General features: G+C 41.1%; 19 protein-coding genes and 1 tRNA gene. 19 read left to right on the top strand and 1 reads right to left on the bottom strand.

Features of this window, described 5'->3' with window-relative positions; all coding sequences use genetic code 11:
* Positions 1 to 1,540: 1,540 nt before the first annotated feature.
* The gene (locus DEAC_RS05165; RefSeq protein ID WP_047808958.1) at positions 1,541 to 2,242 is read left to right on the top strand and encodes a DUF554 domain-containing protein; all 702 of its coding nucleotides are present in this window, start codon (positions 1,541 to 1,543) and stop codon (positions 2,240 to 2,242) included.
* A gap of 29 nt (positions 2,243 to 2,271) precedes the next feature.
* Positions 2,272 to 2,775: a DUF4446 family protein gene (locus DEAC_RS05160; protein ID WP_083995907.1), complete on the top strand. Its 504-nt coding sequence runs from the start codon at positions 2,272 to 2,274 to the stop codon at positions 2,773 to 2,775.
* Between the two features lies 1 nt (position 2,776).
* Here DEAC_RS05160 and yyaC read toward each other — a convergent pair whose 3' ends face one another.
* Positions 2,777 to 3,346, bottom strand: a complete 570-nt coding sequence (gene yyaC, locus DEAC_RS05155; protein ID WP_047808957.1) for a spore protease YyaC — start codon at positions 3,344 to 3,346, stop codon at positions 2,777 to 2,779.
* A gap of 116 nt (positions 3,347 to 3,462) precedes the next feature.
* Here yyaC and DEAC_RS05150 point away from each other — a divergent pair, with 116 nt between their 5' ends.
* From DEAC_RS05150 to dnaB, 17 genes are all read left to right on the top strand, one after another.
* On the top strand, positions 3,463 to 4,497 hold the full coding sequence (locus DEAC_RS05150) for a YkvI family membrane protein (protein ID WP_047808956.1): 1,035 nt from the start codon (positions 3,463 to 3,465) through the stop codon (positions 4,495 to 4,497).
* Positions 4,498 to 4,528: 31 nt separating this feature from the next.
* Positions 4,529 to 6,424 carry a selenocysteine-specific translation elongation factor gene (gene selB / locus DEAC_RS05145; protein WP_047808955.1) on the top strand — a complete coding sequence of 632 codons (1,896 nt, stop codon included), beginning with the start codon at positions 4,529 to 4,531 and terminating at the stop codon, positions 6,422 to 6,424.
* A gap of 227 nt (positions 6,425 to 6,651) precedes the next feature.
* Positions 6,652 to 7,275 carry a CBS domain-containing protein gene (locus DEAC_RS05140; RefSeq protein WP_047808954.1) on the top strand — a complete coding sequence of 208 codons (624 nt, stop codon included), beginning with the start codon at positions 6,652 to 6,654 and terminating at the stop codon, positions 7,273 to 7,275.
* Between the two features lie 187 nt (positions 7,276 to 7,462).
* Positions 7,463 to 7,560: transfer RNA gene (locus tag DEAC_RS23205), tRNA-Sec, on the top strand.
* 237 nt (positions 7,561 to 7,797) lie between these two features.
* A complete protein-coding gene (locus DEAC_RS05135) occupies positions 7,798 to 8,535 on the top strand; it encodes a CvpA family protein (protein ID WP_047808953.1) in 738 nt (245 codons plus the stop codon).
* Positions 8,536 to 8,635: 100 nt separating this feature from the next.
* A complete protein-coding gene (locus DEAC_RS05130) occupies positions 8,636 to 10,009 on the top strand; it encodes an aminopeptidase (RefSeq protein ID WP_053006286.1) in 1,374 nt (457 codons plus the stop codon).
* 146 nt (positions 10,010 to 10,155) lie between these two features.
* The gene (locus tag DEAC_RS05125; RefSeq protein WP_047808952.1) at positions 10,156 to 11,031 is read left to right on the top strand and encodes a mechanosensitive ion channel family protein; all 876 of its coding nucleotides are present in this window, start codon (positions 10,156 to 10,158) and stop codon (positions 11,029 to 11,031) included.
* Between the two features lie 90 nt (positions 11,032 to 11,121).
* Positions 11,122 to 11,328, top strand: a complete 207-nt coding sequence (locus DEAC_RS05120) for a DUF951 domain-containing protein (protein ID WP_047808951.1) — start codon at positions 11,122 to 11,124, stop codon at positions 11,326 to 11,328.
* A 2-nt stretch (positions 11,329 to 11,330) separates the two neighbouring features.
* Positions 11,331 to 12,431 carry a redox-regulated ATPase YchF gene (ychF, locus tag DEAC_RS05115; protein ID WP_047808950.1) on the top strand — a complete coding sequence of 367 codons (1,101 nt, stop codon included), beginning with the start codon at positions 11,331 to 11,333 and terminating at the stop codon, positions 12,429 to 12,431.
* Positions 12,432 to 12,549: 118 nt separating this feature from the next.
* Positions 12,550 to 12,837, top strand: a complete 288-nt coding sequence (rpsF, locus tag DEAC_RS05110) for a 30S ribosomal protein S6 (protein WP_047808949.1) — start codon at positions 12,550 to 12,552, stop codon at positions 12,835 to 12,837.
* Between the two features lie 18 nt (positions 12,838 to 12,855).
* Positions 12,856 to 13,260 (top strand): single-stranded DNA-binding protein, encoded by a 405-nt coding sequence (locus DEAC_RS05105; RefSeq protein ID WP_047808948.1) that lies wholly within the window; start codon positions 12,856 to 12,858, stop codon positions 13,258 to 13,260.
* 19 nt (positions 13,261 to 13,279) lie between these two features.
* Positions 13,280 to 13,510: a 30S ribosomal protein S18 gene (gene rpsR / locus DEAC_RS05100; protein WP_014829502.1), complete on the top strand. Its 231-nt coding sequence runs from the start codon at positions 13,280 to 13,282 to the stop codon at positions 13,508 to 13,510.
* A gap of 144 nt (positions 13,511 to 13,654) precedes the next feature.
* Positions 13,655 to 13,957: a MazG-like family protein gene (locus tag DEAC_RS05095; protein WP_047809067.1), complete on the top strand. Its 303-nt coding sequence runs from the start codon at positions 13,655 to 13,657 to the stop codon at positions 13,955 to 13,957.
* 22 nt (positions 13,958 to 13,979) lie between these two features.
* The gene (locus DEAC_RS05090) at positions 13,980 to 14,909 is read left to right on the top strand and encodes a DUF2232 domain-containing protein (RefSeq protein WP_047808947.1); all 930 of its coding nucleotides are present in this window, start codon (positions 13,980 to 13,982) and stop codon (positions 14,907 to 14,909) included.
* 12 nt (positions 14,910 to 14,921) lie between these two features.
* Positions 14,922 to 15,368 (top strand): 50S ribosomal protein L9, encoded by a 447-nt coding sequence (gene rplI, locus DEAC_RS05085; RefSeq protein WP_047808946.1) that lies wholly within the window; start codon positions 14,922 to 14,924, stop codon positions 15,366 to 15,368.
* A 120-nt stretch (positions 15,369 to 15,488) separates the two neighbouring features.
* Positions 15,489 to 17,387, top strand: coding sequence for a Lon family ATP-dependent protease (gene lonC / locus DEAC_RS05080; protein WP_047808945.1), 1,899 nt, complete (start codon positions 15,489 to 15,491; stop codon positions 17,385 to 17,387).
* Positions 17,388 to 17,425: 38 nt separating this feature from the next.
* Complete coding sequence (gene dnaB, locus DEAC_RS05075; protein WP_047808944.1) at positions 17,426 to 18,760, top strand: replicative DNA helicase; 1,335 nt, start codon at positions 17,426 to 17,428, stop codon at positions 18,758 to 18,760.
* Positions 18,761 to 19,023 lie beyond the last annotated feature (263 nt).

The following is a 19,023-nucleotide window of genomic DNA, read 5'->3' as shown; positions in this document are numbered from 1 at the left end:
AATAATGTTCACTGGAGATTATTGAATCTGAAGTACTGGTAATTCGCTTTTAGTTGAACGAGTTCACTGTGTATTCTAAACAGCAGTATGAATCTATTTAATGTTTGCTTTATTGTTCCACGTGGAACACTCACTTGGACTTACTGAATAGCCCTGAGGTTTAGGAATTGCAATAATGAAAAACGGGGCAAATACCATGTTCTAAAAAGTATGACTAAGTATCGTCAATGAAGTGGTCAAACATAAATAGAAGACTTTGTTTTAGCCTTGGAATGTAAAAAAATAAGAAACATATGCCCAACATTTTAGTTCACGTAAAAGAACAGCCAAATCTCTGAGCATGGCTCCGGAAATAGTTTTTTTCAAAGAAAAAACTATTTCCGATTGTTAATAGGCTTAGAATATGCTCAAGATGATAAACTTCCCTTCGACCCATCACTCATGGTTTACTTTAGAAAGCGATTAGATAAGAAACCATGATGACAATCAACGAAATAATCAGTCATTAGAAAACCAGCCGGCTAAACTTGATATATCATTGAAAATGACGAACAGGATTCTTAAGGTCATGGGGTGCCGCCTCTTTTAGTTGGCGGTTCCGAAGATATGTTAAACAGCAATCAGCAAACAAACAAGGTGAAATTAATCCTGGATGCAACGCGTACTCCGCTGATGCATACTAGCCAACGGATCCTTCACTGCCAAATGAAGCTAGAGAAAACAGCAGCAATCATCGACAGCTTGTATCCTGGGGATTTGGGACTTAAGAAGAAGCCACGCACTTACCGTAAAAAGCCTCCTTAACAATTCTTCTCAGTCCCCAAACAACCTAAGTCTTTAACGAATACCATACGTAAAGCCATAGGTAAAAAGCTTGGATATGTAGGAAGAAACTTAATAACGATAGGCTTCCCACTAAATTCGCACCCTTTACAAAATTGAATGTCTGATATACACCTTAAAGAGAGATCAAGTAAATGATCGAATCGTGAGCATCAGGCAACCTCGTATTCGTCAAATCGTAAGGGGATAAGGCAAAGCATAAACTGAATTTGGAGCAAAGACAGCTACTTTAAAAGATTAAGGGCTACATGCATGTGGGTGAACTTGGTTGGATCCCTTCAATGAAAGTATAAACTGAAGTAAGCGGTAGAAGATTACAAGATACACTCTGGCTATTTTACTGAAGCTGTCTTGTGGATCAAATTCTTGGGAGTTGCGAAAACCGTTGCTACGGCATGAAGAATTGATCCAATCGGAAGACTCCCACTTCTATAAGGGGGAGTGGGACTCTCGTACTCTGCTTTGGTGGGGTAGAGTCCCCCACAGAAGTTTCGTTGTTCGGCTTTAACTGAACGAGTTCACTTCTCATGAGTGGCCCAGGCTCAGGGAGTCGAAAGCTGCAAGTGTTCCACGTGGAACAGAGATTCTAAATTATGTTCCACGTGGAACATAATCAAAGAACTGAGCTAATGTACTTGAGATATAAGGATTATCTCATCACTATTTTTAATGTCTTACGGAAGGTGGTAAACTCAAGTTGTTAGGTACAATAGTAAACGCTATGGCAATTATCTTAGGCGGCCTTATCGGTCTATTCTTTGGACAAGCACTTTCAGAAAAGATGAAGACTACGGTGATCCAAGGAATTGGACTTGTAGTTTTACTTATCGGCATAACAATGGCCATACAAACAAAAAATACTCTGGTTGTTATTGCAAGTCTTGTATTGGGCGGGATAATAGGCGAATTGATAGATATAGAACTGCGCTTAGAAAATTTTGGCCGTTGGTTGGAAAGTAAACTTGCGAGAAATGGAGAAAAATCTGGTTTTACTAAGGCATTTGTTACAGCAAGTTTGATTTATTGTGTTGGTGCAATGGCTATAATGGGTTCTCTGGAAAGCGGGCTAAAGGGTAATTATAATATACTTTTCGCTAAGGCGATGTTAGATGGAATTTCCGCAGTAGTATTTGCTTCCTCAATGGGGCTTGGCGTTTTAGCATCAGCAATTCCGGTATTTATCTATCAAGGGGCAATTACTCTAGGAGCAGGACTGCTTCAGGGGATATTATCAGGTCAAGTTGTGTCAGAAATGGGGGCTGTCGGAGGACTATTAATTGTTGGCATCGGTTTTAATATCTTAGAAATAAAAGAAGTAAAAGTGGGTAATCTATTACCAGGTATTTTTATCGCTATTCCGATAACCCTTTTGTTCACGAAACTTCATCTAGGTATGTAAAGGCTATAAATTAAAGGAGGCAATTTCCCTTGACATTATTATTAGGAACATCACCTGCTATTTGGTGGGGATTTGGAGTATTAGTTATCTTAGTAATTATCGCTTATAGTATTAACATAATATTATTTAGACGTATGAAACGCTTCGAGGAGGCATACTTAACATTAAAAACCTTCATGTCAGGCGATGATTTGGAAAGTATACTTCATGAGTTTCAACAAAAATTAGGCGATCAAGAGACAAAGTTAGAACAATGTGCTAAACGGCTTGATCCAATTGAACTAAAATTGAAAGCAAGTGTTGATCGAGCAGCAATGGTCCGTTATCGAGCATTTGAAAATGTAGGAAGCGACTTAAGCTTTGCCTTAGCATTACTAAATCAAGATGGGGATGGAATTGTCTTAAACTCGATTCATAGTCGGGAAGATTCAAGGGTATATGCTAAACCTATCAGTGGTGGGCAATCTACTTATACCTTAGCTAATGAGGAAAAAGAAGTAATTGCAAAGGCAATGATCGGTCCTAAAATCTAATTTAATGATAGTAAGTTTTTAAATAAGAATGAGCAATAAGGGAGCTAATGTTCTCGGACATTTTCCACACCAAGTTAAGGCGAGTATTTTGTAAAACAATGAATTCCATAAATCCACCGACATTAACAATACCAGTCATATGAGCTTCTCCAACTTCAGGCAGCTTCTTATGAACTCCGGCGCCTGGTTTTAAGGGTCCATCAGCAAGAGTAATGCAGCCAATCGAATCCAGGCGCCCGAGACAAGCATCGACTGCAATAATAAAAGGCTCGTGGTATGATTCTCGGATTATTTGGAGAGTATCTCGGAGGTTAGTTGCATGGACAGGATCATCAAGAGTACCGTAAACATGAAGCTGAGGGAGCTTTAAACGAGAAAGATGAGTTCCGATCAGCGGGCCGAGAGCATCACCTGTAGAACGGTCAGTTCCAATGCAAAATATGATTGGCTGACGTTGTTTTGCCGAGACAAATAACTCCGAAAGCCTTGTTTCCAGTTTTGCCTTCGCAAAACTGTCATCAACATGGGCTTTAATTTTTTGTGGTTCATGGATTAATGAAAAGAAACTCACAAACTACCCTCCTAAATTTCCTAAGGATATTCATCTATTATATTTTCCAAAGGACAAGCCATTTATGCATGATATCCCTCTTAAGACCATAAGTATGATGGCGAGGAGGAAAGTGCATGAAATGGAAAACGTCGTTTCAAGTGGCAGCCACATATGTAGGTGCTGTTATGGGAGCAGGTTTTGCATCGGGCCAAGAAATCCAACAGTTTTTTGCCCGTTTTGGAGTATGGGGACTAGCAGGGATCGTTATAAGTTCTTTTCTGTTTTCACTATTAGGATGGTGTATGATTGATCTTCAAGAACGTTGGAAAGTTTCATCATACCCGATGTTCTTTGACCGTTTATTAAGTTCAAGATGGGGAAATTGGGCTGATGGACTTGTAAGCGTCCTATTATTTGTAGGAATGATGGCAATGATATCGGGGGGCGGTGCCTTATTCAATGAATACTTTGGTTTCTCAAGATGGTATGGGATTATTTTAACGGATTCCGTTATAGCTCTAGCCCTATGGTTTCGTGGAGAAGGAGTATTATGGATTAATACTGTATTAATTCCCTTAAAGTTTGCTTTTTGTCTGGGTATTGCAGCCTTAGCAGTTTTTTTAGCCAAACCCGGAGATGGTGAGGGAATTGTTGTTTTAGCAAATCCAATCGTAAACAATTGGGCCTTTTCTGCAGTCCTTTATGTTTCTTTTAACTTAACATTAGCTATGGTGGTTTTTGCCTCTCTGGGAAAGGATGTACAAAGGAGTGGGGCACGCTTAGGGGCAATACTTGGAGGAGTAGCTTTAGGAATATTTGCGTTTATAATCGGTGCAGCATTGCTTAGATTTCCGGAAGTCCTGGGACTAGAAATACCAATGGTTGCAGTTGCGGGAAAACTTGGTGATTGGGCGGCATTTTTTTACGTTGTCGTCCTTTGGCTAGCCATGATTACAGCCGCCATAGGGAATGGATTTAGTCTGGTGACCCGGGTTGTAGAGACAGGAAAATTAGATTATAATCGAACAACATTGATATTATTGCTTCTTCTTTTGCCAATAGCAGGCGTGAAATTCTCACAAATAGTTCAATTTATCTATCCACTATTTGGTTACCTGGGATTAGTGTTTATGCCTGCTATTTTGTATTTGTGGATGACTAAGAGATAATATAAAAAAATAAATTTTAAGGGGAACAGTAATGGTTGAGAGACATTATTTAATTGGAACAGCAGGACATGTTGACCACGGAAAGACAGAGTTGATACGTGCTCTTTCAGGCATTGAAACGGATCGATTGAGAGAAGAAAAGCAGCGAGGGATTTCAATTGAGCTCGGTTTTGCGCACATGCTGCTGCCAAGCGGACGGAAAGTAGGAATAGTAGACGTTCCGGGACATGAGAAGTTTATCCGGCAAATGTTAGCTGGAGCAAGCGGTATGGATATTGTCATGTTAGTGATAGCAGCTGATGAAGGAATAATGCCTCAGACAAAGGAGCATTTGGATATTTTAACGCTGCTTGAAATTCCTCGCGGAATTGTTGTTATCAATAAGGTCGATCTCGTTGATGAGGAATGGCTTGAACTCATGGAAGAGGATATTCGTGAAAAGCTAAAAGATACAGTTTTTCATGATGCTCCCATCTGCCGTGTATCAGCAGTAAAAGGTTTAGGAATAGATGCGTTAAAAAACGAGATCGACAAGTTGCTCTCAGAAGTGGAATGCAAAAGCTCTTCAGGTCCCATACGAATGCCGATTGACCGAGTGTTTAGTATTCAAGGATTTGGTACGGTAGTTACCGGAACGTTACAGAGCGGTACTATAAGTTTAGGGCAGGAGCTTTTAATTGAACCAGGAGAGATAGTTGCTAAAGTTCGCTCAATTCAAGTGCATAATCAAAAGGTCAAAGATTCCGGGGCCGGACAACGAGTAGCGGTTAATCTTGCAGGAGTCGAAGTTGCCGAGGTTGAGCGAGGATCAGTCCTAGTTTCTCCGAAGGTATTTCAAGTTGGAAATATTCTTGATCTATCACTGCATAATCTACCGTCCTCTGTAAAACCGATTACCCAAAGACAGAGGGTCCGGTTTCATTTAGGAACAACTGAAATATTAGGCAGAATTCACTTGCTGAATCATGATGAACTCCCTCCAGGTCAAAATGGGTTTGCTCAAATCCTTTTAGAAGAACCAGTATTGGCTGCTCCCGGAGACCGATTTGTCCTCAGGTTTTATTCACCTACCCAAACTATTGGCGGAGGTAAAGTTTTGGGAGTAGCTGATTTTAAGAAGAAGCGTTTTAAAGAAAATGTATTAGATCAGATGAGAATAAAAGATTTAGGAGACCCTTTAGAGTTATTAGAAAAAGAAATCAATGAGCCAAGAAGTTTTGAGGAACTGTTAACTTGCTTACAGATTAATGCTGAGGAATTAGATAAACGCATAACCACTCTGAAAAACAATAACAGGGTAGAAATATTCATGGAGGATGATACCAAGTTATTGTGGGGGATCGAAGAAGCAGAAAAGTGGCGCCGGTCGTTAATTGAGGTTGTGATGAACTATGAGAAGCAAAACCCCTTACGACTTGGAATTAGCCGAGGGGAGTTGAAGACACGTCTCGGCATACAATGGACAAACCGTCGCTGGCAGACAGTACTTGAACAGGGTGCAAAATATAATACATATTATCTAAAGGGAAGTAAGGTTCAAACAACTGAACATGCTATTATGCCTCCGCTAATAGCAAAACGTCTTCAGGAATTAAGCGGTAGATGGGAATCATTTAAACTTATGCCGCCGGATTTACAAGCTGGGGCAGAAAATGTAGGTATTTCAAAGAATGAAGCTGTAGAATATGCTCAATATTTATGTGAGATAGGTGAGTGGATTCATATTGATCAATTGTATTATCCTCAAAAGGAAATTGAGGGAGCTCAAACGGTGTTAACTGATTTTCTCAAAAAACAGGGTGAAATTGCTGTTTCTGAGGTTAGAGAACTATTGGGAATTTCAAGAAAATATGCAGTTCCTCTGCTTGAATATTTTGACCAGCAAAAAGTCACCAAGCGGGTCGGTGATAAAAGAACACTTTGTTAATAGTATTGTTAAACAGAATTAAATAATTGACACAATAGTGCAAGAATTATAAAATATCTATGTGAATAAGGCGAATTTATCCAATTGTAAGACTCTAGCTTTGACAAGTGTGAATGGTTCCCATACCTTGATTCAGTGGGGTAGAGTCCCCCAGCAAAGCCCCGATGTTCACTTTAGCTGAACGAGTTCACTTAAAGTATTTTTAAATAGAGAAGGGGTAAGGAAACATGTATGTTCGTCAATTTATGACCACTCAAGTATTCACGATCTCTCCAAATGAGTCTATTGCTGAAGCTATGGCTCTTATGCGTGAGAAAAAGATTGACCGACTGCCTGTAGTAGAAAAGGAAAAGCTGATAGGACTTGTAACTGATGGAGATCTTAGGGAAGTATCACCTTCTCCGGCGACAACACTTAGCATCTTTGAGCTCAACTATCTTGTTGCCAAAACGACAATCCGAGAAATTGCGGTTAAAAAGGTCATTACCTGTCATCCTGATATGGGTATTGAAGATGCGGCTTTGCTCATGAGAGAACATAAAATTGGAGGCTTGCCGGTTGTAGAAAACGAGAAGCTGGTAGGAATTATAACGGGCTATGATATATTGGATGCGTTTCTGGATATTATGGGCTCGCGTAGTCCCGGAAAACGTTTTGTGATTGAACGAAAAGACGAAAAAGGTGTTTTGCTGGACATCGCAACGACGTTTAAACAATATGATACTAATGTTTCAAGCCTGGCTTTCTATCATTTGCGAGAAAATAAATTTCAGTTATTGGCCCACCTTCAAGGAGAGCAACTTACTGAGGTTAAAGCGTCATTAGAGGGAAAAGGCTATAATATTCGTTAAGTCAATGGCTGATATGGGGTGACCATTCGGCCATGAGTGGACAGTTAACAAAGTATTTTGTTTATTTTGTTGCGTTCACTTTTAGTTTTAGGCATTAACTTAATTAGATTTAGCAGTTCTTTGCTATGATTCCTGAGGACACACTTCCATATTATAAGAGAATATGTTAAAATTACTGACGTTGAATGGGGATGGATGGTGGCTGGTGCTGCTCCCGGACTTCAAATCCGCGTGTCGGGACGCAGAACGTTCCGAGGTGTGTTCGATTCGCACGCATCCCCGCCATACTTTATTCGTAAGACTATTACGTCTCCAAGTGGGAGTGGTTCCCACACGATGTATAGTTAGGTAGTTAAGAAGCAAATGCCAAATTGCAGATATTTAAGTGACGAGACAGCGAAGAGCTGTCTTTTTAGCCATTGTGGGGACTTTTTTTGTAAGAGAACAAGGAGAAGGATTTTCGGATTGGAGAATAGAATAGGTAACTCATGGAACTACAATTTTGAACAAAGGGGGGACTGTATGAATTTAATTGACATTCTGATCTTGGGATTTATTTTATTCGGTGCATTATCTGGTTATCGGAAAGGACTTCTAACCAGTATCATACATTTAGTGAGTTATGTAGTAGGTTTTCTGGTTGCTTCATGGAAATATAATGCGTTTCTTTCTTGGATAGAACAATATTTCCCTCTTCGGCAATGGCTAGAGCCTTTTGTATATAAAACAATTCTCCCGCTGGTTCAGACTAAAGCTTCATCTTTAGAACAACAAATATTGGGAAACTTTGTTGGGTCTTTACCCGAAGAGTGGAGGAGTGTTTTTTCTTCAATTCATATTACGGGTCAACCAATGACACAAACCATTGAGAAGGTCAGTCAGCGTTTAGCAGAAACTCTTACAGACAGATTGCTGAATCTTCTTGCCTTTGCTCTAGTGTTTTATGGCCTTGTACTTTTAGTTCAATTAAGTATGACTATTTTATTAAAACCCTTAGGAATTTGGGGTAGTGCTCTTAACCGAGGGGGAGGTCTTTTTATAGGTGCTTTAAGCTCAACCATAGGGCTGGCTGTTTTGGCGGGATTAATTTCTCCCCTTTTAAAAGTTGGCTTTAGCGGCGGCTTTGCAACGCTCTTGCAGACATCAACAGCTTACCCATATTTAGTGAAAATTTTTAATGGGATAGACCAAGCCTTGGCGACTCAAATTAGTCAAAAATTAATTGACCCCCTCATTAAAGAAAAAGGAATTTGGTTCTAATACATAAATTTAGATATGAAGAAGAAAACTTAGATTGTGATAAGAGGTTTAATATCCATCTTCACTCTAAAATTCATCTTAAAAAGTAAGGAGTTTTTTTGTGAGTAATCAAAAGAAAACGTTAGCTTGGGACGACCTGTCACTATCGGATAAGGAAGGGCAGAATGTAAACGATTATTTATCCTTCCTCAGTGAGGGGAAAACAGAAAGAGAATCTTGGAGGATAATTGAACGATATGCCGCTGCCGTTGGATTTAATCTGCTGTCTGAGGCGAGGACATTCGCAAGCGGTGAAAAAATTCGCTTAGGAGTCCGTGATAAAGCGGGCATTTTAGCTATTGCCGGCAAACGTCCCTTAAACGAGGGATTCCGTTTAATTGCCGCTCACATCGATGCTCCTCGCCTTGACCTAAAACCGTGCCCTTTATACGAAGAAGAAGGACTTGCTTTTTTTAAAACCCACTATTACGGCGGAATAAAGAAATACCAATGGACAGCACTGCCTCTCGCCCTTCATGGTGTGGTTATTTTGGAAAATGGCAAGAAAGTTGACGTAGTCATTGGAGAAGACGAGAAAGATCCTATATTTACAATCAATGATTTATTGCCGCACTTGGCGAAGGATCAGTATGATAAAAAATTGCGCGAAGCCATTCCAGGGGAAGGCCTGAATCTTTTGTTGGGGCACAACCCCGCTGAAAATAAGGGAGAAGAGCGGGTTAAAGGTGCGATTCTCGATATTCTTAAGGAAAAATACGGGATGAACGAGGAAGACTTTGCCAGTGCTGAACTCGAGATTGTTCCGGCAGGGAAAGCCCGCTGGGCAGGATTAGATAAAAGTTTTATTGCCGGTTACGGGCAGGATGACCGAATTTGTTCCTTCGCCGCCTGGAAGGCAATCGAGGCTATAGAAGCTCCTGAATGGACAACAGTTGTTCTATTTGCCGATAAAGAGGAAATTGGCAGCTCTTCAAATACGGGAATGAAAGCGTATTACTTGGAAAATTTTATTGGAGAACTCATTGCCTTACAAACCGGGAGCTATAATGGACTTTTGGTAAGACGATCGTTAGCAAATAGTAAGGCACTCTCGGCAGATGTCGCCGCTGCGTATGACCCTAATTTTGCTGAGGTTATGGACAAACGGAATGCTGCTTTCCTTGGACGAGGCATTGTTGTTTGCAAGTATACAGGAGCCAGAGGAAAGGTCGAATCGAATGATGCTAATCCTGAATTTATAGCCGAAGTGCGCCGCATTTTTAACGAAAATAAAATTTCTTGGCAAATCGCTGAGCTGGGTAAAGTTGACCAAGGAGGCGGCGGAACTATTGCTCAGTATATGGCAGTATACGGCATGGAGGTTTTAGATTGCGGTGTTGGACTCTTAAGCATGCATGCTCCTTGGGAAGTTTCTTCAGTAGCTGATTTCATTATGTTAATGCGCGGATATCGAGCCTTTTTGCTATCTAAATAGCTTACTGTCCGTTTTACAGAGTTGGTTTTTATTCAGCTTTAGCTGAACAAGTTCACTTGTGAATCAGCATAAGTATTGTATAATATGATGTTCAAGCGAGTTTAACTAGAGGCAGAAAAAGGCAGTAGAAAAAGGACGAATTAGAAATGAATGTCTCATGGCTACCCCATAATATTACTGGTTTAAATTGGCACGATCTAGAATCCTTTGTTCTAAATAGCTTGTTATATATTGTCGTGCTTTTGATTCTCGCTCGTCTGGCCTATGGTTTGTTGATTTACTTTTTAAGGCGGATGTTAGTTGAGCGAAAAGGCAAGATACTATTAGAGGATCGAAAAGCGAATACCTTGTTCTCCCTCTTGCGCAGCGTATCCTTTTATCTGATGACATTTTTGGTTGGCTTACAGATACTCCAGCGTCTTTTCAATTTCCCTACGGGGACATTATTGGCTTCAGCAAGCGTTTTAGGTGTTGCCCTGGGATTTGGATCGCAAAGCCTGGTCAAAGATATGATCAGCGGCTTTTTTATACTTTTTGAAAACCAATTTTCAGTAGGAGATTATGTGAAAATCGGTGAGTTTTCGGGTACAGTCGAAGAGACTGGTGTTCGGACAACTCACCTAAGGGCCTGGGGCGGGGAATTGCATATTATCCCAAACGGGAGTATAACAGCGGTTACTAACTTTAGCAGAGGAAAAATGTTAGCCAATGTTGAGATTCAAATACCTTATGAAGAAGATCTTGAAAAGGCAATGGATGTGATGCGGGCAGTCTGTGAGGAAGTTACCGCCGAATTTGGTGAAAAAATTGTTGAGGCACCTACTGTCCAGGGAATAACTCAATTCGGAGAACGAAATGTTGTTCTCAGAGTGATTGCTTTTACAAAGCCTGATGAACAGTGGGAATTAGAGAGAGAGTTACGGCGCAGAATTCATAGTGCATTTTTAAAAGAAGGAATACGAACACCTCGCTTTCAAAGTGTTATTATTACGGATCCTACGAAAGGTTCAGTTCGAGAGTGAGGCAAGGTTTGGGAACAACGCCCGCTTGTAGACGTGAGACACTTACGATTGGATAAAAAACTGAATAGTTATTAGGGGGAAGTCACAGACATGGTTCAATTAAATGTGGGGGATATTGTACGGCTAAGAAAACCGCACCCCTGCGGAAGTCTGGAATGGAAAATTATGAGGACCGGTATGGATTTTCGGATCCAGTGTTTGGGATGCCAACATCAAGCGTGGATTTCACGCATAAAGCTTGAGCGCAATATCAAGGAGATTCTTCAGAGCGCTGAGGAAAATGAAAAAGGAGTGTAATCATGACATTACATGCTGGAATTGTCGGTTTGCCAAATGTCGGTAAATCAACGTTATTCAATGCAATTACCCAAGCTGGCGCGGAGGCGGCCAACTATCCCTTTTGTACGATTGATCCTAATGTTGGTATGGTAGAAGTACCGGATTCTCGCCTGCAAAAACTTGCTGAGATGGTTCATCCTAAAAAAATAGTGCCGGCGACTGTTGAGTTTGTTGATATTGCGGGGTTGGTTAAAGGGGCAAGCAAAGGAGAAGGCTTAGGAAACAAATTTCTTTCGCATATCCGTGAAGTGGACGCAATTGTACACGTTGTGCGCTGTTTTGAAGATTCGAATGTCGTTCATGTTGAAGGGTCGATTGATCCCAAACGGGATATTGAAACCATAGATCTTGAATTGATTCTTGCCGATATGGAAAGTATTGAGAGACGTTCGGAACGTTCTAGCAAACTTCTGAAAATGGGCGATAAAAAAGCGCAGGTTGAAGTTGAGCTTTTGAATCGGCTGAAAGATGTGTTCAATCAGGGTAAAGGGGCGCGCACACTGACTTTTTCAGATGAAGAGCAGGAAATTATTAAAGGGCTTTCGCTGCTGACCTTAAAGCCGGTCCTTTATGTTGCCAATGTACGAGAAGATGGCTTGGACAATACAGCAGATAATCCATACGTTCAACAAGTTCGAGAAATTGCTGCCGCGGAAGGGGCAGAAGTTGTCGTCGTCTGTGCCCAGATTGAAGCGGAAATTGCAGAACTTGAGGCGGACGAAAAAGAAGTTTTTCTTCAGGATTTAGGATTAAAGGAATCAGGACTTGATCAACTAATTAGAGTTTCATTTCATCTCCTCGGACTTATGACATTTTTCACGGCAGGTCCCATGGAAGTCAAAGCATGGACGATTTATCAAGGGACAAAAGCGCCCCAGGCGGCTGGAGTAATTCATACAGATTTTGAGCGGGGCTTTATACGAGCCGAAGTGGTATCCTATGAGGATTTTGTTGAAAATAATGGTTTGAACGGAGCCAGAGATAAAGGTTTAGTTCGGCTTGAAGGAAAAGATTATGTAATGCGTAATGGTGATATTGTACATTTTCGCTTTAATGTTTAGGCATTTTACGGCGATAATAGTTGCTTTTGAGCGGACAAAATGTTATAATTTTTAACTGGTAATAAAAATATCCCTGCTCCGTTTACGGGGCCGTTTTAGTCCGAGGGGAGGTGCAAATATGAAAGCGTACGAAATACTTTATATTATCCGGCCAGATATGGATGAGGAAGCTACGAATGCCCTTGTTGACCGTATAAGTGGACTCGCTTCCAGCAATGGCGGGCAAAATGTAACGGTTGATAAGTGGGGTAAACGTCGTTTGGCTTATGAAATCAAGGATTACAAAGAAGGCCAATATGTCCTCATGAACTTTGAAGCCGAAGGAAAAACATCCCAGGAAGTTGAAAGAAATATGAAAATTTCCGATGATGTCATTCGCTTTTTAACCGTTAAAAAAGATGATTAAGAGGGCGGTGGGGCAACCATGTTGAATCGGGTCGTTTTGATTGGCCGTTTAACTAAAGACCCCGAATTGCGTTACACTCCTACAGGAGTTGCTGTAACCAATTTTACATTGGCAATTGATCGCAATTTTAAAAATGCTCAGGGAGAACGAGATACGGATTTTATACCTTGCGTTGTTTATCGGCAGCTTGCTGAATTTACTGCGAATTATTTGGCAAAAGGAAAAATGGCTGCCGTCGACGGAAGAATTCAAGTTCGTTCCTATACAGCTCAAGATGGACAAAAACGATGGGTTACGGAAGTTATAGCGGAAAGTGTTCACCTCTTAAGTCCCAAAGACAGCGGAGGTCAGGATCTTAATGCTCAAACTGGAACTCGTTCCTTTGGACATGAAGTAAATTTGGATGATGACATCCCATTCTAAATAAGGAAGGGAGATTTGTATGAAACGTGAACGTGGACGACGCCCTCGAAAACGGGTGTGCAGTTTTTGTGTTGATAAAGTAGAATCTATGGATTACAAAGAGACACATAAACTTCGTAAGTATATTACGGAACGCGGTAAAATTTTACCTCGTCGAATTTCAGGGAACTGCGCCATGCATCAGCGCCAAGTGACATTGGCCATTAAACGTGCTCGTAGCATTGCCTTATTACCGTATAGTGTAGAGTAGAAAAAGGGAGCGAGAGCTCCCTTTTTGATTTAATAGGTTTCCTTGGGAGTATTTTCATAGGGAAACGGGGAAGGAAATTAACAGAGTTATCACGAATTGTATTTTGAAGAAATCCAGCTTGAGGAGGGAGCGGTCCTGGAAAATATGGAAGTAGATGTTGTAAAGGGCTTAAGGGCTATCGAAGAACTCAAAGTAGGATTAATTCAGGCCCAGTGGCAAATTCAACACGGGACGCTAAGTGGATCTGAAACTGAGATGCTTCAAGGTCTGGCAGATTTGGTAGGAATGAGCTATCTAATGGCCAGAAGGTTAGGCTTTGATTTTTCCCGTCTGGACCGTGTGCTTTTACAACGTCTTGAGGATATAAAAAATGCGGACGAAATGAATCTTGAAAAGCAGTGGGGAGATTTAAGTTTACTTTTAAGTTATCTTGCACCTGAGGACTAAGTTAATAGGAGAATCAGAGGATATGTATTTACGCGATGAAGTGGCTGTTAGCTATGTAGCAGAAGCCATTCTCTTATCCTTTCCTTTGCTGGGAGTTGTATGGGGTACGTGGGGCTTTTTTTGGACCGTACTCATACTGTTGGCTGTGTTTTTAGTTGGATTGCGCAAAGGGTTGCTGATTGCCTCGACTCTAACCGTGATCGGTTTTATTGTCCCATTGGTCAGCATCGGATTTCCTGCTCTGAGTCAAGTAAGTTTTGTTCCTTTGGCGGGTTTACTCGGAGTCTTTGGCTGGCAAAAATGGCCGGTTCGGGTAACGTTCTTTTGGAGTGCCGCATTGGCATCGATTCTAGGCGTGATACCCGCTCTTTTATTTGCCGGACAAGGAATTGATCCTAAGTCTGTAACGGAAATAATTAATTCCATGGTTCAACAATATCAGGCTTCCGGCTTGCTGTCTGCGATGCAGCAACAGGGAATTACAGAAATCCAGCTTCGTCAGTTAATGCAAGAGGGTATTCAGTTTTATATATTGATTCTCCCGAGTTTTGTTGTGTTGAACGCTTTGCTTGAGTATGCTTTTGTCTTTTATTTTTTTAGACGTTGGCTGAACTCGAAGGGACGTATACCCTTCACCCATTGGCGGCTGCCCTGGTATGCGGTTTGGGGGGCTGTTCTGGGTATAGCATTTTATCTTTTAGGGGATCAGTATTCCTGGATAACTCTTCGTGCATTGGGAATAAATCTGATGGTTATTTACGGGGCTGTGACGTTAATTCTTGGTATTGCAGTTTATTCATATTTGCTTCAATCGCCTAAAATACCGCGATTTCTAAAATGGATTTTGATAGTGGCAAGTCTTGTTTATTTCTTTTTTAGTGTTTCCAGCATTATATTATTGGGGCTTTTTGATTTAGTTTTCAACTTTCGTCGTCTACCCGAGGAATCATAAGGGGGAATTCAAATGAAGGTTATTCTTCAAGCAGATGTTAAAGGGACAGGTAAAAAAGGACAGGTTTGTGAAGTAGCTGACGGATACGCTCGGAACTTTCTGTTCCCTAAAAAATTAGCCGTAGAGGCAACTACAGGAAATATTCAGGATATTTCTCATAAGAAAGCTGCAGAAGAGCGTCGAAAAGCTAAGGAAAAAGAGGATGCCATTGTTTTAGGAAACAAACTTAATGATCTTCAGGTTGATGTTAAGATTAGGACTGGTGAGGGCGGACGAATATTTGGCTCCGTAACCAGTAAAGAGATTGCAGAAGGTTTAAAAAAACAACATGGTATTGAAATCGATAAAAGGAAACTTGAATTAAAAGAACCTATCAAAGCCTTAGGAACTTATGAAATTTCGGTAAAAGTTCATCCTGATGTAACAGCCAAACTTCGTGTCTATGTTTCGGCAATTTAAGTTTGGTATGGCAAAAATAGTATTATAGATAGAGGGCCGAGTACTTCCGGCATTGCAGCATAATTAAAGACGCCAATGGTTATTATTGGCGAAGTTTGATCTCGTGAAAGGGGACCCCTAATGAAAGGGATTTTGACAAAATGGCTGAATCATACGAATTTTGGAGATCGGTTGCTTGATGAGGAAGAATGGGGCCAAGAAGTTGAGGCTCTTTATAGTCTAATTTCAAATTATTATGGAACAGATAAATTGGTCCTGAAGGCCACTAAATTAGAGGCCTTAGCCTTGATGCGTTCGCATAATCTAATTGAACGAGTCGCAGGGCTGCGAAAAATTGTGATGGATGATCCAACAGGTTATAAACTTCCGCAAAAAGAGGAGATCCCTAAACTATTAGAGGATATCGAAGACAAAATTGCGGAACTGATTGCTAAGCGTTCCATTGAAGATCGTTTAGAACGGATTGTCTCGGAAAAGATTCAAGAACGTCATGAAGATTATGTTAAAGAAATAAAGATCCAAGTTCTTCAGGAAACGGCAGGTCCTGAAAATGCTCAAACTCTTAAAAAGTTAGCAATTATCGAAAAGATGAATACAATTTCTCTCAATCGTTCGGCTGCAGAGGTACTTCGTCCTCAGACCATCGAGGAAATTATTGGTCAAGAGGGCGCCGTTCAAGCTCTTTTGGCGAAGCTGGCAACGCCTTTCCCTCAGCATATTCTAATTTATGGTCCTCCGGGAGTTGGCAAGACCTCTGCTGCTCGCGTTGCCCTGGAAACAGTTAAGAATCACTCTAATGCTCCCTTTGCTAAAGAAGCTCCATTTATTGAAGTTGATGGAACAACTTTGCGCTGGGACCCTAGAGATGTAACAAATCCCCTTATGGGATCTGTCCATGATCCTATCTACCAGGGTTCAAAACGTGATTTGGCGGATACAGGAGTACCGGAACCCAAAATGGGTTTGGTAAGTGATGCTCATGGGGGTATTCTCTTTATTGATGAAATAGGAGAAATAGATTCTTTGCTTTTAAATAAATTGCTTAAGGTTCTTGAAGATAAGCGTGTTACGTTTGATTCTTCTTATTATGATCCAAGTGATCCAATGGTACCTCAATGGATTAAAAAACTTTTCGATGAGGGGGCACCAGCGGATTTTGTACTCATAGGAGCAACCACACGTGATCCTAGGGAGCTAAATCCTGCCTTGCGTTCTCGTTGCTCTGAAGTTTTCTTCGTTCCCCTGGAACCTAAAGATGTTCAGCATATTGTCCGGCAAGCGTCTCAAAAATTGGATGTTGTTCTCGAAGACAATGTCCCTGAGATTATTAGTGAATATGTTATCGAGGGAAGAAAAGCGACAAGTATTCTTATGGATGCTTATGGCTTAGCAAGGTTTCGAAGTACAGATGGGGACACTGTTAAGATTACTTGTGCCGATGTTCAGGAAGTCTTGCATTCGGCTAGGCTTACTCCCTATGTTTTTCGTAAAGCCCGGACTGATGTTGAGATCGGTCGCATTTTGGGGCTCGGAGTTGCTGGATTTTTAGGTTCAGTTTTAGAAATTGAAGCAATAATCTTTAAAACTCTGGATGACAAGGGGACTGTGCGTTTTAATGAAACTGCTGGAAGTATGGCAAGAGATGCTTTCTTTAATGCAACCTCAGTAATTCGTGAACTGACTGGAGAAAATCTTCACAATTACGATGTTCATGTTAATGTTGTAGGCGGAGCTAATATTGATGGGCCGTCAGCGGGATTAGCCACAACTTTGGCAATATACAGTGCCTTGAAACAACTGCCCATACGTCAGGATGTTGCCGTAACTGGGGAAATTTCCATACAAGGCAACGTTAAACCAGTTGGTGGTATTTATGAAAAGATTTTTGGGGCTAAGCAGGCTAGTCTTCAAAAAGTCCTCATCCCTCTGGAGAATATGGCTGATGTCCCTCAGAGCTTGCGCGGGATTGAAGTTGTAGGGGTTAGTACGATTGAAGAAGCCATAAAGCATGTCTTTTAAGCACTAATGACTGTGAGTGACTGGGAGGAGAAGCAGATATGGAACTATTAAAAGTTCCACCTCAAAACTTAGAAGCTGAACAGGCAGTCTTAGGGGCTATGATGCTTGAACCTGAGTCTGCCAGTTCTATTTTTGAATTTCTTCAGGCCGAAGATTTTTATCGAGATAATCATCGCTTAATTTTCTCAGCCATTCGGGAACTTTTTGAAAAAGGAGATCCTATCGATCTTGTCAGTGTGGCAGAAATTCTGCGCCAACAGGGTCGTTTAGAGCAGGTTGGCGGGGTTGCTACAATTTCGGAAATTGCTCGTTCAGTGCCTTCAGCGGCAAATGTAGATTATTATTCGAAAATTGTCAGTGAAAAAGCGCTTTTGCGTCAGCTTATTCAGGTAACCAGCAGTATTTATGAACGCGGCTATGAACCTGGCGAAGAAGCAAAAACTCTTCTCGAAGATGCAGAAAAGCTAATTCTTGATCTTTCACGCCGACGGGTCAAAGACGGGTTTAGCGTTATTCGCGATATTCTTTTAGGTACTTTCGAAAAAATTGAATATCTTTATGCTAATAAAGGCAATTTAACTGGGATACCAACTTTTTTTACGGAATTAGATCGCATGACCTCAGGATGGCAGCCGTCGGATCTAGTGATTATCGCCGCCCGCCCATCCATGGGAAAAACGGCTTTAGTTTTAAATATGGCTCAAAACGCAGCCGTCAGGGCCAACGTTCCGGTGGCTATTTTTAGTTTAGAAATGTCCAAAGAACAATTAGTACAACGGATGCTCTGTGGAGAGGCAATGGTTGATCAGCAGCGAGTTAGAACCGGTGATTTATTGGATGCGGATTGGCCAAAGCTGACACGGGCTGTGGGGCCTTTGTCCGAGGCACCTATTTTTATTGATGATACCGTTGGGATTTCTTTAGCGGAATTACGCTCCAAGGCCCGTCGCTTAAAAACAGAACATGATTTAGGTATAGTCATTATTGATTACTTACAATTGTTAACAGTGGGAAAAAGGACCGAAAGCCGTCAGCAAGAGGTCGCTCAGATCTCAAGATCTCTTAAAGGGCTTGCCCGAGAACTGAAAGTGCCGGTAATTGCCTTATCCCAATTGAATCGTGGAGTAGAACAACGTCAAGATAAACGCCCGCTTATGTCGGACTTATTGGAATCAGGTGCCATTGAAGCTGATGCCGATGTTATTTCCTTCATCTATAGAGATGAGTACTATAATCAGGAATCGGAAAAAAAAGGAATTGCCGAGTTAATTATAGCAAAACATCGTAATGGCCCCGTTGGAACAGTAGAATTAGGTTTTCTCAAAGAGTTTACGAAATTTGTGAATCTCGATCGTCAACACCAAGTGCAATGATAACTTCTCACCCTGTTTGTTTTTGAAACGAACAGGGATTATTTTTCTCTTAAGACCCCCACTTCTATAAGCAGAGGTGGCTCCTTCGTTGTGATGTTCAGCTTTAGCTGAACGAGTTCACTCCAAAATTTATCAGGTAAATTACCGAATGATGAACCTAGTAAAATAGGAGCATTACGATTGGATAAAACTCTATTTAGAAATTATTGTAACGGCTTGTCGAATGTTAATCATGTATTCTTGATGAATGTTCGGTAATTCCA

It is taken from the genome of Desulfosporosinus acididurans, from assembly GCF_001029285.1.
GTDB classification, from domain to species: Bacteria; Bacillota; Desulfitobacteriia; order Desulfitobacteriales; family Desulfitobacteriaceae; genus Desulfosporosinus; species Desulfosporosinus acididurans.
This window is presented reverse-complemented; position numbering and strand designations above follow the sequence as displayed.

Bases quoted from the DNA above. Each gene is read 5' to 3' on its own strand.
- DEAC_RS05150 (WP_047808956.1), top strand. From the start codon at position 3,463: ATGAAATGGAAAACGTCGTTTCAAGTGGCAGCCACATATGTAGGTGCT.
- selB (WP_047808955.1), top strand. From the start codon at position 4,529: ATGGTTGAGAGACATTATTTAATTGGAACAGCAGGACATGTTGACCAC.
- DEAC_RS05140 (WP_047808954.1), top strand. From the start codon at position 6,652: ATGTATGTTCGTCAATTTATGACCACTCAAGTATTCACGATCTCTCCA.
- DEAC_RS05135 (WP_047808953.1), top strand. From the start codon at position 7,798: ATGAATTTAATTGACATTCTGATCTTGGGATTTATTTTATTCGGTGCA.
- DEAC_RS05125 (WP_047808952.1), top strand. From the start codon at position 10,156: ATGAATGTCTCATGGCTACCCCATAATATTACTGGTTTAAATTGGCAC.
- DEAC_RS05120 (WP_047808951.1), top strand. From the start codon at position 11,122: ATGGTTCAATTAAATGTGGGGGATATTGTACGGCTAAGAAAACCGCAC.
- ychF (WP_047808950.1), top strand. From the start codon at position 11,331: ATGACATTACATGCTGGAATTGTCGGTTTGCCAAATGTCGGTAAATCA.
- rpsF (WP_047808949.1), top strand. From the start codon at position 12,550: ATGAAAGCGTACGAAATACTTTATATTATCCGGCCAGATATGGATGAG.
- DEAC_RS05105 (WP_047808948.1), top strand. From the start codon at position 12,856: ATGTTGAATCGGGTCGTTTTGATTGGCCGTTTAACTAAAGACCCCGAA.
- rpsR (WP_014829502.1), top strand. From the start codon at position 13,280: ATGAAACGTGAACGTGGACGACGCCCTCGAAAACGGGTGTGCAGTTTT.
- DEAC_RS05095 (WP_047809067.1), top strand. From the start codon at position 13,655: ATGGAAGTAGATGTTGTAAAGGGCTTAAGGGCTATCGAAGAACTCAAA.
- DEAC_RS05090 (WP_047808947.1), top strand. From the start codon at position 13,980: ATGTATTTACGCGATGAAGTGGCTGTTAGCTATGTAGCAGAAGCCATT.
- rplI (WP_047808946.1), top strand. From the start codon at position 14,922: ATGAAGGTTATTCTTCAAGCAGATGTTAAAGGGACAGGTAAAAAAGGA.
- lonC (WP_047808945.1), top strand. From the start codon at position 15,489: ATGAAAGGGATTTTGACAAAATGGCTGAATCATACGAATTTTGGAGAT.
- dnaB (WP_047808944.1), top strand. From the start codon at position 17,426: ATGGAACTATTAAAAGTTCCACCTCAAAACTTAGAAGCTGAACAGGCA.